Source organism: Parageobacillus sp. G301 (assembly GCF_030268025.1).
Classification (GTDB): Bacteria; Bacillota; Bacilli; order Bacillales; family Anoxybacillaceae; genus Parageobacillus_B; species Parageobacillus_B toebii.
The window spans coordinates 25,293-41,761 of record NZ_BSDB01000004.1 but is presented as its reverse complement, the minus strand read 5'-3'; the positions used below and the strand labels follow the sequence as shown (position 1 = coordinate 41,761).

The window sequence follows — 16,469 nt, the reverse complement described above, 5'->3', positions numbered from 1 at the left end:
AGGGAAGCTGTTATTCGCTTCCCTTTTCTTTATCTTCACGATTATTATAATCGTATTTTGTAGGATCGACCGGTTTGAATCCTTTTGGTGTGTAGAACCGCAGTAAATCTCCGTATACGACTTTGTCCGAAAGATCGAGTTTTGTACGGGCGATTTGCTCAAGCCGTTTAATTTCCGGAGTTTCTTTAATTGGTTCGCCCGTTTTCGAATCATAATATTTTCCATTTACTGCTGTCACCGTCGGAGTGACAAAGTCACCATTACGGAATGGTACGATTTCCTGATGTTCTGGTGACAACAAGTCTGTACCGAAATGAACATAGTTTTTCGTATCGATTCCTAATAGGTGAAGAACTGTTGGCAATAAATCAATTTGTCCGCCGTATTGGTGCATAATTCCGCCTTTGACACCCGGAACACGGATAAATAAAGGCACTCGCTGCAATTGTGCATGTTCAAATGGTGTAATTTCTTTTCCTAACACTTGTGACATTGCTTTGTTATGATTTTCGGAAATTCCATAATGGTCACCATATAAAATGATGACGGAACGGTCGTACAAACCGGATTTTTTGAGATAATCAAAGAACTCTTTTAATGACTCATCCAAATAGCGAGCCGTTTGGAAATAACGGTCTACCGAGCCATCTCCCGTTTCAGCTGGTTCAATTGTTGCCTCTTCTTCGCTGATTGGATAAGGGAAGTGGTTCGATAACGTGATAAATTTTACATAGAACGGCTCTTTTAATGATTCTAACAACGGAATCGACTCTCTAAAGAACGGTTTATCCTTTAACCCGTAGTTAAGCACATTTTCATCGCTCATGTCATAGTAGCTTGCGTCAAAGAAATGGTCGAAACCAAACGATTTATAAATTTCATCGCGATTCCAGAACGTTTTATAGTTGCCGTGGAATACCGCTGTCGTATACCCGTGCTGGGAAAGAATAGCCGGAGCTGCGTGGTACGTGTTTTGTCCTTTTGTCGTAAACACGGCTCCTTGCGGCAATCCAAACAACGAGTTTTCTAGCATAAACTCAGCATCGGATGTTTTCCCTTGACCTGTTTGATGGAAAAAGTTATCAAAGTAAAACGTATTCGGATCACGAACGAGCGAGTTTAAAAACGGCGTTACTTCTTCACCATGTAATTTATAGTTAATCAAAAAGTTTTGGAATGATTCCAAATGAATGTAAATCACATTCATTCCTTTTGCTACACCGAAATACTTTGGATTTGGTTTTGCATATGTTGCTTGTACATGGTTCAGAACGGTTGTGATATCGCTTTTATTCGCAAAAGCACGCTGTGTCGACGATTTCATGCTTTGTACAGCATCATAAATCAAATAGTTGTAAACACCTAAATATTTCACGATATAGTTGCGATCAAACGTTCTTGTTAACAATTGTGGACGGTCTGCTTCCGCTAGCGCAAGGTTTACGCTGAAAATGAGAGCAGAAATGGCGAACACAATGCTTTTTTTATAACGTCCGACCGGAACTGCTGGCAACGAAAAACGTTTCGAAACGACAATAGCAATTAAAATAATCGTATCTAAAAAGTAGAAAATATCGTACCACTTTATTAGTTCCCAGATGCTTCCGCCAAGATCGCCAAAGTTTTTCGTTTGTGTGAGCGTCGGCAACGTAATAAAATCGCTAAAGAAACGATAATAAACAATATTGGCGTATAAAATAAACGATAAAATGAAATTAATGATAATGAGCCAAGTATATGTTCGTTTCCCTTTCGCGAGTAACGCTAATCCAAAAAAGAAAATTGCCGAACTAACTGGGTTGATAAATAATAGAAATTCCTGCAAGGAATTGCTAATGCCTAAATTAAATTCAGCTTGATAAGCTACATATGTTTTCATCCAAAATAAAAATACGGTAAAAATAAAAAAACCAATATATTGATTAGGGAGAGAACGGTATTTTTCTAATAGCTTTCCACCAATCCTCTTCACGTCCTCTTCGCCTCCTTATTCGTTATTCCAACGTCTGGCGCAAATAACTACGAATATATGAATATATGAATATATGAATATATGAACAACAGCTGCACAAAGTTCCGTGCAGCATGCAAAAAAAACGTTATGTCACCATTTTACATTGAAAAGTCTCTACGTCAAGTAGCATAATATCTATTTTATATAAAGTCAATTGGAATGTTTTTATCATATTTCCACTTCTTTTTTTGTTTTCTTGCGGTGAACCTCTCCCTCCCCCATCGGTTTAAAATGGCCAAGCATTTCTTTCCATTTTATATAGACGAAAATGGAAGACAAATAGTTTCATCATTTATGTAAATTTATAAAAGGGAATGGTCATGCCCTCTAATCATTTTATTAATGGAATTGCTTATTATGATTAAAAATAAAGCAATGAAAAATTGAGCGTACTTGTATGTTTTTCTATGCTTGATGTACAACTATGCGGACTTTATCAGGCCGCAGCACCGCGAACAGCTGGATTGAATACATTGAATGCTGGTGATTTAACATTACAATATTTGCGAGGAAGAGTTGGACCGATCGCCTTAGGCTGGCCACATTGCATCGCAAACATGATTTGTTTTGTTATCTAAAAAAATGATGATTGGTTAAGCGAGAAGCGAAAAATAAGCAAAAGAGTGAGAAAGAAAAAACAGCAGCCATAAAATAAGCAAAATTCCATTATTGCCAATGATCGATTTTTGCCAAGAAGCTTATCAGCTCGCGGCGATCGTCTTGTATTTTCTAATGGGATTATTCTTCTAAGCATATTGGCGATCGTGCTGATTATCGCTTTTCATGGTGAAACGCATTCCCTTATTCCGCTGTATGCGGTAGGCGTGTTTCTCTCGTTTACGATTGGACAAAGCGGATTGTTAAAGAAAATATGGAAAGAGAAAGAAAAGCGAAATGCAGCGACGTTAATGACTGTTATGACAGGAACGATTGCGACGGGGCTAGTCACCATTATTACGGTCGTTGCAAAATTTACGCAAGGAGCTTGGCTAGTGATTGTTGCCATTCCATTGTTAGTATGGATGTTTTATCGTATTCACGATCATTATGAAAAATTAGGAGAACAGCTAAAACTCGACGAGCAAGAGTGGGCATGCCGGGAAAAAATGTTGACACCAAAAGTGATTATCCCTATTTCTGGAGTAAGCAAACTGGTCGCGCAATCTGTACAGTATGCTAGAAGCATTTCAAATGATATTACGGCGGTCTCTGTGATTTTCCATGAGGAGGAGGAACAAAAGTTAAGAGCAAAATGGGAAAAATTTTATCCTGATATTCCATTGAAGGTGATCTATTCTCCTTATCGGACGATTTTGTCTCCATTATTAGACTATATTAACGAGGCGGAAAAACAAGCAAACGGTTCACCGGTTACGATCTTAATGCCACAATTTATCGTAAAAAAATGGTGGCATGCGTTCCTGCATAACCAAACCGCGATTATTTTACGATTTTTCTTTATCATGAAAAAAGATATTGTCATTGCGACGTTGCCGTATCATTTAAAAGAGTAATGTGTCGATAAAAGCGGAAATATTTCCTTGGAAATCGATATGTGTCGAATGAAACAAAATGGTTTCCTCCGCGTTACTGTTTGCATATAGTAACGCAGGAGGAACGAATATGTGGAAATATATATCGATGTTCATGTTAGCTTTTGCCGTGAGTATGGATAGTTTCGGTGTCGGTGTGACATATGGAATGAGAAATATTAAATTTCCGCTTCGATCCGTTATGATTATTGCGTGTATGTCCAGCGTGATGTTACTACTGTCTATGTATATTGGCAGCTTTCTTCTATTGTTGTTACCGGTGCAAGCGGAACGATGGATCGCCTCATGTCTGCTAATTGCGCTCGGCATTTGGGCGATTTATAATGTTATTAAAAAAGATGAGGATGAATGCGATTATTCCGAACCATTGCCAAAACAACTTAGAATCAAAGTATGGCGATTCGATTTAAAACGGTTTGGTATCGTTATTCAAGTGCTGAAACGCCCAACGTTAGCGGATTTAGATCGTTCGGGAAGCATTAGCATAAAAGAGGCGCTGCTTATTGGTTTCGCGCTATCGATGGATGCTTTTGGAGCGGGATTAAGCGCCTCATTTTTAGGCTATTCACCGTTTATGCTTGCTTTGCTTGTATGTACATGGAATATCATTTTCATTCGCTTGGGATTCAGAGCCGGAAGTATGTTTGCCAAGACAAAGGTAATGAAAAAAGCAACTGTCATCCCTGGGATGATTTTAATCTTTCTTGGGATTGTAAAAATATTTTTTAGAATATCCTAAAGGTACTATCTATTTGCCTTTAGGATTTATTATGTTGAATCCTTTTTGCCGGTTGGTTCGTAACCATTGTTGAAATAAACATTATTCCATAAGGAGAGATCGGTGCCATGTTGAAAAAGCTATTGTCTAAGCTTGGAGTAGGAGCTGCGAAAGTCGATCTTGTGCTGCATCATCCTCATGTACGCCTTGGGGAGAAGTTGGAAGGGGAGTTTTTTATTGAAGGAGGAACAGTAGAACAACGCATTCGCAAATTAGAAGTGGAACTACAGCTTATCGTTCAAGCGAATGAAAAAGCATATCGCCGAACGGTTGCTGTCATTCCGGTTTCCCCTTCATTTACGATTCAGCCTGGAGAAAGAAAAGTATTGCCGTTTTCGTATGTGCTTCCACTGCATTTGCCAATTACTCGTCCTAGCGTGGGTTATACGTTTGTAACACGTTTAGATATTGCAGATGGAGTCGATGCTTTTGACCAAGATGCAATCCGTATTCTTCCTCCACTGTCGCTCGAGAAACTATTTCATGCGTTTGAAAAGCTCGGCTTCCGCGAAAAGCCTTCATCTGGAAAAATAATGGCATATGGTCAGGAATTTGCGTTTTTCCCAACGGAAGTGTTTAAAGGCACTGTTCAAGAAGTAGAATTTTCGGTATTCATCGAAGAAAACGGTATTCGATTGTTCCTTGAAGTGGATGTATGGAGCGGATTTGGCGGCTTCCATGAAAAAGAAATAAAACGAGAAATCTTCTTGAGCGATGAAGAAATAGAGGATGTGGAAGGAACCGCTGAAAAATTGCGCATAGCTATCGAAGAAATGATCAAGCAGCCACATTCTTATGCTGGCGCAACGTACGTTCCACATGCTTCTTATCCTCCGCAACATGTATCTCATCACCACGGACATGGAATGGCAGGAGCGATTGGAGGATTTGCGGCAGGAATGCTTGCAGGTATGGCAGCGGAGGAGCTGCTCGAGGATGCCATTGAGGAAGCGCTTGATGATCATGACCTAGGAGACATGTTGGATGTCGACGATTGGTTCGACGGTGGAGACGATATTATATAATTGCCATCACAGAGGGTGTTTCCAAAAGCGAATGGTGGAGACACCCTTTTTTCTGCATCAATCATTGTGAGCACAAAATGTTATAAGTTATTAATAATATTTTACGCTAAGAAAGCGGGGCAAAAAGATGAAACTTGAAGGAAGAATCTTGTTCATCGGCGACAGCATTACTGAATCGGGAAGATGGAAAGACCCGGAACAAATCGGCTATGGATATGTTCGGCTGATTCGGGATTATCTCATAACCTCTTATCCAAATCGTTTTTTTGATGTGATCAACCGCGGTGTCAGCGGCAATCGCATTCCTGATTTGCTCGCTAGATGGGAACAGGACGTCATTGATCTTCAGCCAGATATCGTTTCGATTTCGATCGGTATTAACGATGTATGGCGGCAGCTTGACCATCCAGAGAAAGAACAAGTATATCCTGAACAATTCGAACAGATATACACCGAACTTGCTTTACAAACAAAAGAAAAAACTAAAGCGCGTCTTGTGTTTATGGAGCCGACTATTATTGGAGAGGACATTCATTCGGAAGGAAACAAAAAGCTGCTTCCTTATGTAGAAATTGTGCAAAAGATGGCACGGCGGTTTCATGGTATTCTCGTTCCTACACATCGCGTGTTTCTTGAATATTTACAGTCACGTTCTCCATATCGACTGACCACAGATGGTGTCCATATGAATTCGATCGGCAACATGCTTATGGCACGCACTTGGATTCGTGCGGTGGAAAAGTTTTAATCAAGAAAAAGCTCGATGAGCAGCAACTCATCGAGCTTTTCTATTTTCATGATCCTAGTGGATTTTTTCAATGTTTCATACAGTGGCAAGGAGAAAAACGTTGTAGTACAATAAAACAGGTTGATTTTACTTTTCAAAGATATTTGCCATTCACGTGGACATGAAGGCATATAACGAGATGAACATTGTAAATATAAACAAGCTTTTTGCACTTTCCCAAATGGAAAACGTCATATTTGTCTTTGATCGCTTTTTTGTTTCGGATTGGCATGCAGATGAGGTGGATGGCAAGACAATCGATTTTCTCCTTATAAATAAATATATTAGAAAAAGAAAATTTATTCAGGAGCAAGTTTCAACGTTTTGAAAAATAGGTCAATTATGAAGTGGATTTCTCGTATTCTTATAAAAGTGATATTAAAACTCAACGTTGTCATGAAGAAAGTAATCTTTTGAAGAGAAAGGAATGCTGGCAATGGATATTATTACGATTATGAAAGCGATCATTTTAGGAATGGTTGAAGGATTAACAGAATTTGCCCCGGTTTCCTCGACAGGCCATATGATTATTGTCGACGATACGTGGCTGAAATCGCAGGAATTTTTAGGGAAGTATGCGGCAAACACGTTTAAAGTTGTCATTCAACTTGGCTCGATTTTGGCGGTCGTTGTCGTGTTTAAAGACCGTTTTATCGACTTGCTTGGTTTGCGCGGAAGGCATCGCGATGGACAGCCGCGCTTGAAGCTGACGCAAGTGATTGTCGGACTCATTCCGGCAGGGGTATTAGGGGTGTTGTTTGAGGATTATATTGACGAGCACTTATTTTCGACCGCAACCGTGTTGATCGGATTAGTGCTCGGGGCGCTATTGATGATCGCCGCCGATGTATTTGCCAAAAAGGCGCCAAAAGCGCAAACGGTCGACCAAATTACATATAAGCAGGCGCTTATCGTCGGTCTTGTTCAATGTTTGTCATTATGGCCAGGATTCTCCCGATCTGGTTCGACGATTTCCGGCGGGGTGCTGGCGGGAATGAGCCACCGTGCCGCGGCCGACTTCACGTTCATTATGGCTGTACCGATTATGGCCGGCGCAAGCGGTTTGTCGCTGTTAAAAAACTGGCAGTACGTGACGGCGGCCGATATCCCGTTTTTCATCGCTGGGTTTATTAGCGCATTTTTGTTTGCCTTGCTCGCGATTCGCTTTTTCTTAAAGCTGATTAACCAAATCCGCCTCGTGCCGTTTGCGGTGTACCGCATTGTCTTGGCTCTGGTCATTTACATCTTGTATTTCTAGAATAATTTAGCAAGGGGAATACGCTTTTACGCCCGATGGACAACATTCCATCGGGCTGTTTTTATTCCAATAGTCCGAGCTTCATCGCTTTGACGACCGCTCCGACCCGTGAGTCGACGTCCAATTTTCGCAAAATCGAAGATACATGGTGTTCGACCGTTCTTCTGCTGATGTTTAACAGTTCGCTAATTTCTGCGTTTGTTCTATCCTCGGAAATGAGTTGGAGAATTTTTAATTCTACGTTTGTGAGAGGGGGATGATAATTGGATAATCGGTCAACTGGAAAAGATTTGATTCCTAAATGGCTTTGCCTAATCGCATTGGCCAATTCAAAGGCGGAATTTTCTTTTGTCACAAACGCATAAGCCCCGGCTTCGTAAGCAGCGTGAATGTATTCGTCATAGTCATACCCTGATAAAATAACGACTTTACATGTTGGATATGTTTCAGCGATTTTCTTCGTCCATTCAATTCCGTTATCGTTTTTCATTCTTATATCCATGACAATGACGTCAGGGTTGTGCTTGATGATTTCCTCCTCTAAACGGGCGGGATGACAAATCGTATTTACAACCTCTAAATCAGCTTCATTTTCTAACAATTGTTGAATCCCGAGCATCACTAATAAATGGTCATCTACTAATAATACTTTAATTTTCATTTTTCCCATCCCCACCCATTGGCAGAGTAATCGAAACGCAAGTTCCAGCTCCTGGTTCAGACTGTATGTCAAGTGTGCCTTTGAACTGATTGACTCGTTTTTGAATCGTAATCAATCCTAAATGATTGTTTTGCGATAACTCTGATAAACGATTCGGCACCTTAAATCCAATACCATGATCTTTTACTTTTATGTTTAGGAAATTGTTCGTTTCTACAACAGAAACGAAAACCTTCTTTGACGAAGAATGCTTGATAGCGTTGCAAACCAATTCTTTGATCATTCGAAACACTTGAATAGAGAGGGAAGCGGGAATGACTCTCAGATTCGTATTATAATCAATCTCAATGATCACATTATGGTTCGTTTGGCATTTTCTTTTTAATGAATAGAGACTTTTCTCCAATCCCAAATCTTCTACTATAACCGGATATAACTCATGGCACATTTCCCTTATTTCAAAAATACTGTTGCGGAGTGACTCTTTAATGTCTTCGAAAACTCCGTTATCCATTTTTTTATTTTTGCTTAGCAATTCAAGTTTATTAAAAAGCAGGATTAAATTTTGCAACACCTCATCATGGAGGAAAACAGATAGTTTCTTTTTTTCCTCTTCTTGTTCACTAATTAGCAACAAATGAAATTGTTCGGAAGTGAGGGATTCTTTCACTGTTTCCTTTAGCTGTTTTTCGATTTGCTGTAACGATTTAGAGCTGGCAAATAATTCTGTCGCGTCGATTCGAATTTTTTCTATGAGTTTTATTTCTTCTTTTTCAAAAACCGTTGCGTTCGTTTTTTCCCCGATGATGATCCATCCGATCGTTACATCCTCCATATTCATAGGATAGAAAAAAAAGTTCTTTCCATTGATATTCATTTTTTCAGGATGGCAACTTGGATGAACGTAAGTCAGTAGTTCCGTATCGTTGAAATGGAGAAAAACTCCTGTTTTATGCAAAATCATAGGGATGTTATCGTTTTTCCATATCAGGCATACTCCGCTAACATCGATCGTTTTGTGTATTAAATCAGCAATGAGCTTTGCGCAATATTCCAAATGCTTCCCGTTCAGTAATTGCTGAAGGATGAGCAATTTTTCTTTTTGTATTTCTTGATTCTTAAGATCCCATTTTTTCATTTTTAAAGGTTCCAACCCTTTGTGGATCAGGTCATAAACAACGAAGGTGCATACGAGCAGGGTGTTTATTAAGACAGCTGACTTTAAGTTGAATTTGTAAAACATAGCCAATAATAGGTTAAATGCAACTAAACTCAAAATCACTGCTAATAATTGAAAACTAATTTTTCGAAAGATTTCTCGAAAATCAACGACTTCTTGCTTTGTTAATAGATATGACAGTGTCATAGGAAAGACAATGATGCTGCTAAGACTATAATGAAAAGGAACGCCCGAAAAAGAAAAAAATACATCTGGAATTAAGCTAAAAATGACAACAGGAGCAAACGATAGAATCAGGCCAGCGATTAAAAGATACATTTGATTTTTTATTTTATCGGAATTAGATCGAAGGTGTAAATAAAATAGGACAATACAAGATAGTAACGATAGAACCATGTTTGCGACAATGCATGGGCGAACGATCGTGCTGACGATGACATCGTGACGAATACCTATTAAAAAATAATTGAGCGTTACGAAAATAGCGATAAATAATGTGATTATACGCACCTGACGAAAAAATGCTGGTTTTGTAGATGAAGGAAAATGCTCAAAAAATTTCATAAGGACGTAAGGAGCAAACGAAGCGGTGATCACTTCCAATTCTTTTGCCGGTTTTATATTCCAGCTAGAAGGAGTTGACAAAGCAATAGCCAGTCCGCTAATAAACATTAACGCTAAAAAATGTTGAACAACGATCGAGTTCGGTTTTTGCAGATAGCTATAGATGCCAATGAACAAAAATGTCATTCCAATGAATATCGTGAAATAATGCTGAAAAGAAAAGTGATCATTGTACATTTTTAATAAAATATAACAAATAATGAAGACAGAAATGAGTAGCATGACAAAAGGAAAAGCTTTTTTGTTCATGTTATCCCTAGCTTTCTAGATAACTTTTTAAACGATTCACTTGAACTTGTTTTTCAGGAAAATGGGCAGCAAGCTGGTCCAATGCTTTATTCATATAAACTTTGGAGAGAATGAAACAGTAGTCGATTGCCCCGGTTTTACGTATATAGTTCTTAATCTTCTGCATTAATAGAGAGTTGTGATCATTTGCTTTCAATTGATGAAGTTTCTTTAGTAGCCATCCATTATCTTTTTCGAAACTATATTCAACGGCTTTAATGAAAGGAAGAGTGGCCTTTTTGTTCGTTAAATCACTCTTATAATCAGAAAGAATATCTTTTGCATCATTTTTCAGTTGACCGGCAATGCCGATGTCAGTTGCAATGGATCCCCATATGTTTTGATTATTGATATCGCTGAGTTCACAAACTAGTTTTACTAAGGACGAAGACTTTTGTTTGATAATACGAAAATAATCATCTTCTGTCGGAACATGTTCAGAAATGACAAAATGTAAATCTCTCCACTGTCCATTACAAGCGTTTTGCAACTCATGGATGATAATAGAGAATTTTTCATACACATCTGTCTTAGAGTTATGAAGAATGAGACGAAACGCTTCCATCATAATTGCATTAGCAATGGTGATCGCTTCACCTATAGATAACTGGCTGATTATCTCATCACTTTGATCATGATCGGAAATCTCATCAAAAATGTCTGTTGCTAAAATAAGAAGTTCAATAGCAGCAGCGTGAGTGATAACAGATTGGCTGCACGTATCCTCATCAAAATGGAATGAGGATACGTATGCATAAAACTCTCCCCAAGAAAAATAAGTTCCATCATTATTAAATATTTTTCCTTTGCGGTGCAGCATATGGAAAATATATTGTATGATCTCTTGTTCTAACATACAATTAGTGGACAAGTGATTTTGCAAAAAGGTCTTTATTTCGCTTCTTCCAACAATATTCATTCAACCTTACACCCACGGATTTCCTTTCGCTTTCAATCCATCTTGCAGATACTCTACCAATGCTGAGAAGACTTCTGGACTTAAACTCTCCCTTGCTAACGCAAGTTCCGTTGTTCCGATGGAATCTTTCCCTAGTAGTGTTTGAAGAACATTCCATAAGTTTTGGTTCATAATACCTACCTCCAACCAATATTTTTATCAAAATTTTACACTATATTACAGCTTTTGTCATCATTTTCTAAAAAATAGGTATTTTCCGCAATCAAATTTGCGGAAAATACGGATGTTTTTTGTTTTTAAATGTAGTAAATTGTAGTCGTAGGCTATGAACGCATCTTAATAGGAGGATGAAAAATGTCAAGTGTAATTAGAAAGATCGCAGAATACTTACTCAAATACTGGCCTAAAATGAGCAACTGGCTAAAACAGGCTATCATCACTCTCGCGGGTAGTGCAATTGTAGACGCGATTGCTCGAGGTCTTAATGCGCTCATTAATTATCTTTCTACCTTATCATCTGCCGTTATCGAAGCTATTGCAAAATTATTAGGTCTATAAAAAAATTGGCTACAAAAGAACTCTATGAAAGTTCTTTTGAGCCAATCCAAATTTGCCGGAATAACTAGAACACATCGTTAACTCACAATTAATTCACAAAAAACGATGCGTTCTAGCCTACATCTAAATATAAACCATTTATTAATAATAATTATAATGGAGTTTTTGTAATATGTCAATGAGTAATAATGTATTATATGTACGCAACTTAACAAAATCCATAAATAATAAAGTTATTTTACAAGAGTGTAACATTACAATAAAAAAAGGAGAGATATGTTCCCTCTTTGGAAAAAATGGTACGGGGAAAAGCCTATTTTTAAAATGTATACTAGGTTATACAGATTTTGATTTTGGTGTGGTTAAGATTGGAGATTATAATATACGGGAAAGACGGCAGATAAGAAAATACAGTGGATTTGTTCCAAGTGATGATTACTCATTTTGCCAATTGTTAACCCCTAATGAATATTTCTCGTTTATACAAAGTGTTTTTTCCTTACCTTATAAAGAAACAAGGAAAAAAATTGAATATTTAGCTGAGAAGTTAGCAGTACAGCCCTATCTAGATGAACTCATTGAGAATTTATCCTTTGGTACAAGAAAAAAAATTGTGTTGATAGGCACCTTATTGTATGATCCTATTCTTCTAGTTTGTGATGAGATTTTCGAAGGATTGGATGAACAATCTGTAAGAGAAGTTCAAGATTTGTTTTTAAACAAGAAAAAAATCGGACATTCTATTCTTTTTACCACTCATTTATATGATGAGGCCATCACTATTACGGATAAATGTTATCAAATAGTGGATAGAAAAATTATAGAAGTTGACACTTCACAAAAAGGAGTGCTATAGGATAGCATGCTCATAAACCAATATTTTAAAATTTACTCGAAATTAGTAGAAGGGCATGTTAATAAATTACTATCGTGGGGTACAGCTTTCCTTTTTGGTGGAATGTTAGCCGTTATGTTATATATGTTTGAAGATGACATTGTATTAAAGGGTGTTCCAGCAGTCATTTTCCTTTTACATCTAGTTGCAATATTTATGAATGAAAATCAAAGAGAAAGTATCAACTTATTATTTGCGTTTTTAAAGACAACTCCTATACCCCCTTTTACTATTATTGTCTTTAACTTTCTGTGTAAATTATTCAGTAAAGACCAAATTCGTTTTTATTTCTGTAGCTTTTTTGTGTTGATTGCATTTAAAATCCCATTATCATTAATAGGACTCTATTTTTTTCGAATCTTTTTTCTAATAATGATTTCTCAAGTTATAGAGTATATGGTGTGCGTAGTAAAAGAAAAATATTTTTCCCGCTTCTTGGTTCCTTTGCTTCTATTATTTATTTTATTTTTATTAGGGAAAAAAGAACCATACTTTTTTAGTATTAATCTTTTATTAAAGAATTTAATAAAATTATACGATGATATCATTTTATTAGGATTTATTATATTATTAGTTATAAGTCCGTTTTTTGTTAATAAATTGTTAAACACTAAAAAGACTAGTATCCCTACACCAATTATAAAGCTAAGTAATATTATAGCAGGAGTGAGCAGTCTAGTATTATTTAATAAGCAGTTAAAGAACATTATTAAAACTTACATAAAGATATACATAAGAGATAAATTCGTACTCTTTAAATATTTAGTAATCACCACTTTATCTATAATATATTCTTGGATTAGTTACACTTTTCAAGGTTCTGAAGATAAAATTTCTAGCTTTTATTTAACTCTTATGATGAATTTTTATTTTTTCTATGAAATTAGAATGTTAGGATTACTCTATTCGAATGATCTTGATGACTTTTTTCCTATATTAAATCGCTATAAAACTATTTCAATCGATTTTATTGCAGGTTGTTTAAATATCTTGTTTAGTTTATTAGCTTTGGCCTTCTATAGCATTTTGTTAAAAGTCGATTTATCTATTATGTTAACTAATTTGACAATTTCTTGTGTTTTTTATATTATCAGTGTTTATTTTAAAGTACGAAAATCTGCAACAAAGAAAGGGATAATTATTACTTCAATTAAATATATTGTTTTATGCCTATTTATTGGTCTAATGTTGTTGGAACTAGGGATATTCTTCAATATCTTAGTTTTAATAATCTTATGTATTTTCACTTATTACAAAATATATAGAGAAGAGAGGACTGAAAATACACTATGAAGTACGTTTTACTAATTGCTGCTACCATTGCCTATTTTATTTATCGTAACCAGTCTCCACAAAATTTTATATTTATAGCAATTATTGCGTTACTTTTAATATCTGTATTTAATTCCAAAGGAAAGCAAAAATAGGTGACTATTATGAAAGCAATTGTCGAGAAAGAATTTAAAAGCTTGTTCAAAGGTTTTAAGTCTATTGCTGTGATTGCATTTTTTCTTGTAGTGTGTTTTGCTGCTTCTAAATTTTTCAGTAATAACCTGGATATATTACAAAAAGATCATGCTGAATCAGCTTACGTCTCTAGTATTCGAGGGCTAGTTATGTTTTTAGGGTTTCTCTTTGTCTTGTCTTTATCCCATGATGCAATCAACCGAGAAGTTGAAAACCAAACGATCCGCTTTTTGGTTACTAAATCCTCTAGAAGTTCTATTGTTATTGGAAAGTTTTTAGGGATTTTTTTGTTTTGGCTGATTTGTATTTTATGCTCATTTATTGTTATTGGTTTATTTGCTAAGCAGATATTTGTTTTTGACTTTCTGCAAATTATGTGTTTCATTGCCTATGCTGTCAGTCTAACCATCTTGATATCTTTAGTAATAAAAAAACCGTCTCATACTACATTTGTAAGTATTTTGTTAGGTATTGCGCTACCTGTTTTAGGATTGTGGTCTGTTAGCTCGACTAAATTCATATCGGAAATCATTAAGTATATACTCCCGTATTACTATATTCTTAAAGGCGGTTACTATATCATTTTTCCGTTTTTTCTCTCTATTCTTATGCTGTTGATAGCTTTGGCTATATTTCAAAGGAGAGATTTGTAGTGAAAATCATAGAGGTATATAACCTAAAAAAGAAATTTAAAGATCATTATGTCGTGAAAGGTGTTACTTTTGATGTAAAAAAAGGTGAAATTTTCGGGTTTTTAGGTAAAAATGGAGCGGGAAAAACGACAACAATGAATATGTTAACAGGTATTATTTTGCCCACTGAAGGCAGTTTTACTATAGGTGGAAAAACGAATCAAGAAATCGATCAAATCAAGAGGATCATTGGAGTAATGCCTGATGCTGCAAACTATTACTATGATTTAACTGCTATTGAACATCTCATATTTTTTTCAAAATTAAAAAAATTAAAAATGAAAAATAGTGATTTGCTTGCTATATTGGAGAGAGTAGGGCTGAAAGGTCATGAAAAGAAAAAGGTTGGCAGTTATTCGTTTGGTATGAAAAAAAAGCTAGGAATTGCCCAGGCTATTCTAGGGAAGCCACAAGTCGTTTTTCTGGATGAACCTACCTCTGGTTTAGATCCGGAGTCAGCCGTTGAAATTCAGCAACTTATTCAAGAGCTATCTCAAGATCACATGACTATTTTTTTAACTTCACATAATCTTATTGAAGTTGAGAGAATCTGTGACAGAATAGCTATTATGGAAAACGGTATAATATCTAAAATCGGGAGCATGGAAGAATTAAGAGCTTTACATCAACGTACTATACGACTTTCCATCAAAATAAAGAAAGAGGATTCTTTTATTGCCCATTCCATGAAAAATAATTTAGTCGATTATGTTTCTGATATACAAGTAAAAGACCAATATTTATATTGTTATCTGTATAAGGAAGCTGATATACCTAAATTGATTCATTATTTATCCAGCCAAAACATTGATATATATGAAGTAAAAACGGAAAAAGCTACACTAGAAGATATTTTCTTTGATCGGACATCTAGGGATGCGATAGATATGATCAAAACTTAATTTTTACATATTATGGACTAATTACATTAAAAAGGCTCTTCACCACAAAATGTACTTGACAATCAGGTTGTTTTCTGATTAAGGGTACAAAAAATGCGAAATTTCCTGTATGGTAAAGGTGACCAAACCATCAACCACGGAGGAAATTTCGCATACAATCTCAGTTTATCAAAGATTTGATCGCTTTACCAGGCTTTCTTATTCAAGGAGAACGAAAAGAGGGAGAACGCTGGATTGTCGAATTTTCTCTTCCCTCTCATTGTCCGGTCTGCCCTATTTGCTTTGGACGAACCATCAAAATGTCATCGAAACGAAAACAATGGATTCATGGCTATACCAATACGGTCGGTCTATTTTGGATTGAACTTCCCATAGAAAGACGGCGTTGCCAAGCCTGTTCTCTGATGTTCACCGTTTCTTATCCGGGACTTTCGTCTCACAGTATCGCGACGGAATCGTTTCAACAATGGGTCGCCCAGTTATGCATCGGAAAAACGATTCAAGAAGTCGCTCGCTTGTTACAACTCGCCTACACAACAGTAGAACGCTGGTTTTATCAATATGCCCCAGCTCTTTTACCAACATCGAATCCTACAGTAGTATATGTGGATGAATTCGCTTTCCGAAAGGGACATGATTACGGAGTAGCGGTGATGGACACACAGACTCGGAATGTTCTTTCCATTGCTTCTGGAAAAAATGAAGAAGCCATTGTGGAGGCGCTTCAACCCGTCGCTCCAAAGTGAAGTATGTTGTCAGTGACTTGGCTCCTGCCATGAGAAAAGCCATTGAAAAGGTATGTCCAAAAGCCGTTCACGTTCTTGACCACTTTCATGTGATTCAATTATTCAACGGGTTCTTACGTTCT

15 protein-coding genes and 1 pseudogene are annotated in these 16,469 nt (G+C 36.6%); 11 read left to right on the top strand and 5 right to left on the bottom strand.

The features are described from left to right. Nucleotides 1-10: 10 nt before the first annotated feature. The gene (gene ltaS / locus QSJ37_RS17365; protein WP_285756454.1) at nucleotides 11-1,972 is read right to left on the bottom strand and encodes a lipoteichoic acid synthase; all 1,962 of its coding nucleotides are present in this window, start codon (nucleotides 1,970-1,972) and stop codon (nucleotides 11-13) included. Nucleotides 1,973-2,679: 707 nt separating this feature from the next. Here ltaS and QSJ37_RS17360 point away from each other — a divergent pair. From QSJ37_RS17360 to QSJ37_RS17340, 5 genes are all read left to right on the top strand, one after another. Next, nucleotides 2,680-3,528, top strand: coding sequence for an amino acid permease (locus tag QSJ37_RS17360; protein WP_352177416.1), 849 nt, complete (start codon nucleotides 2,680-2,682; stop codon nucleotides 3,526-3,528). Between the two features lie 109 nt (nucleotides 3,529-3,637). Next, nucleotides 3,638-4,306: a sporulation membrane protein YtaF gene (ytaF, locus tag QSJ37_RS17355; protein ID WP_285756452.1), complete on the top strand. Its 669-nt coding sequence runs from the start codon at nucleotides 3,638-3,640 to the stop codon at nucleotides 4,304-4,306. Between the two features lie 107 nt (nucleotides 4,307-4,413). Further along, nucleotides 4,414-5,370 (top strand): sporulation protein, encoded by a 957-nt coding sequence (locus tag QSJ37_RS17350; protein ID WP_285756451.1) that lies wholly within the window; start codon nucleotides 4,414-4,416, stop codon nucleotides 5,368-5,370. A 127-nt stretch (nucleotides 5,371-5,497) separates the two neighbouring features. Continuing rightward, nucleotides 5,498-6,118, top strand: a complete 621-nt coding sequence (locus QSJ37_RS17345; protein WP_285756450.1) for an SGNH/GDSL hydrolase family protein — start codon at nucleotides 5,498-5,500, stop codon at nucleotides 6,116-6,118. A gap of 475 nt (nucleotides 6,119-6,593) precedes the next feature. Then, complete coding sequence (locus QSJ37_RS17340; protein ID WP_285756449.1) at nucleotides 6,594-7,415, top strand: undecaprenyl-diphosphate phosphatase; 822 nt, start codon at nucleotides 6,594-6,596, stop codon at nucleotides 7,413-7,415. A gap of 61 nt (nucleotides 7,416-7,476) precedes the next feature. On the opposite strand, the gene QSJ37_RS17335 is transcribed toward QSJ37_RS17340, so the two are convergent. Genes QSJ37_RS17335 through QSJ37_RS17320 form a run of 4 tightly spaced genes read right to left on the bottom strand, consistent with a single transcriptional unit; the run spans nucleotide 7,477 to nucleotide 11,258 of the window. Further along, on the bottom strand, nucleotides 7,477-8,076 hold the full coding sequence (locus tag QSJ37_RS17335; RefSeq protein WP_285756448.1) for a response regulator transcription factor: 600 nt from the start codon (nucleotides 8,074-8,076) through the stop codon (nucleotides 7,477-7,479). After that, nucleotides 8,066-10,129 (bottom strand): sensor histidine kinase, encoded by a 2,064-nt coding sequence (locus tag QSJ37_RS17330; RefSeq protein ID WP_285756447.1) that lies wholly within the window; start codon nucleotides 10,127-10,129, stop codon nucleotides 8,066-8,068. Before QSJ37_RS17330 ends, QSJ37_RS17335 begins: the two co-directional genes overlap by 11 nt. Before the next feature lie 7 nt (nucleotides 10,130-10,136). Beyond that, nucleotides 10,137-11,087 carry a polyprenyl synthetase family protein gene (locus QSJ37_RS17325; RefSeq protein WP_285756446.1) on the bottom strand — a complete coding sequence of 317 codons (951 nt, stop codon included), beginning with the start codon at nucleotides 11,085-11,087 and terminating at the stop codon, nucleotides 10,137-10,139. Nucleotides 11,088-11,093: 6 nt separating this feature from the next. After that, nucleotides 11,094-11,258 (bottom strand): hypothetical protein, encoded by a 165-nt coding sequence (locus QSJ37_RS17320; RefSeq protein ID WP_167359665.1) that lies wholly within the window; start codon nucleotides 11,256-11,258, stop codon nucleotides 11,094-11,096. Between the two features lie 183 nt (nucleotides 11,259-11,441). Here QSJ37_RS17320 and QSJ37_RS17315 point away from each other — a divergent pair, with 183 nt between their 5' ends. From QSJ37_RS17315 to QSJ37_RS17290, 6 genes and pseudogenes are all read left to right on the top strand, one after another. Beyond that, complete coding sequence (locus QSJ37_RS17315) at nucleotides 11,442-11,645, top strand: hypothetical protein (RefSeq protein ID WP_049624431.1); 204 nt, start codon at nucleotides 11,442-11,444, stop codon at nucleotides 11,643-11,645. A 172-nt stretch (nucleotides 11,646-11,817) separates the two neighbouring features. Beyond that, entirely contained in the window at nucleotides 11,818-12,501 is a 684-nt protein-coding gene (locus QSJ37_RS17310; protein WP_049624430.1) for an ATP-binding cassette domain-containing protein, read from the top strand. A 6-nt stretch (nucleotides 12,502-12,507) separates the two neighbouring features. Beyond that, entirely contained in the window at nucleotides 12,508-13,833 is a 1,326-nt protein-coding gene (locus QSJ37_RS17305) for a hypothetical protein (protein ID WP_049624429.1), read from the top strand. A gap of 143 nt (nucleotides 13,834-13,976) precedes the next feature. Then, nucleotides 13,977-14,660, top strand: coding sequence for an ABC transporter permease (locus tag QSJ37_RS17300; RefSeq protein WP_064213618.1), 684 nt, complete (start codon nucleotides 13,977-13,979; stop codon nucleotides 14,658-14,660). Further along, the gene (locus QSJ37_RS17295; protein WP_049624427.1) at nucleotides 14,660-15,601 is read left to right on the top strand and encodes an ABC transporter ATP-binding protein; all 942 of its coding nucleotides are present in this window, start codon (nucleotides 14,660-14,662) and stop codon (nucleotides 15,599-15,601) included. The genes QSJ37_RS17300 and QSJ37_RS17295 overlap by 1 nt, the downstream gene beginning before the upstream one ends. A gap of 152 nt (nucleotides 15,602-15,753) precedes the next feature. Beyond that, nucleotides 15,754-16,463, top strand: a pseudogene (locus QSJ37_RS17290) (transposase); the annotation flags it as partial. Nucleotides 16,464-16,469 lie beyond the last annotated feature (6 nt).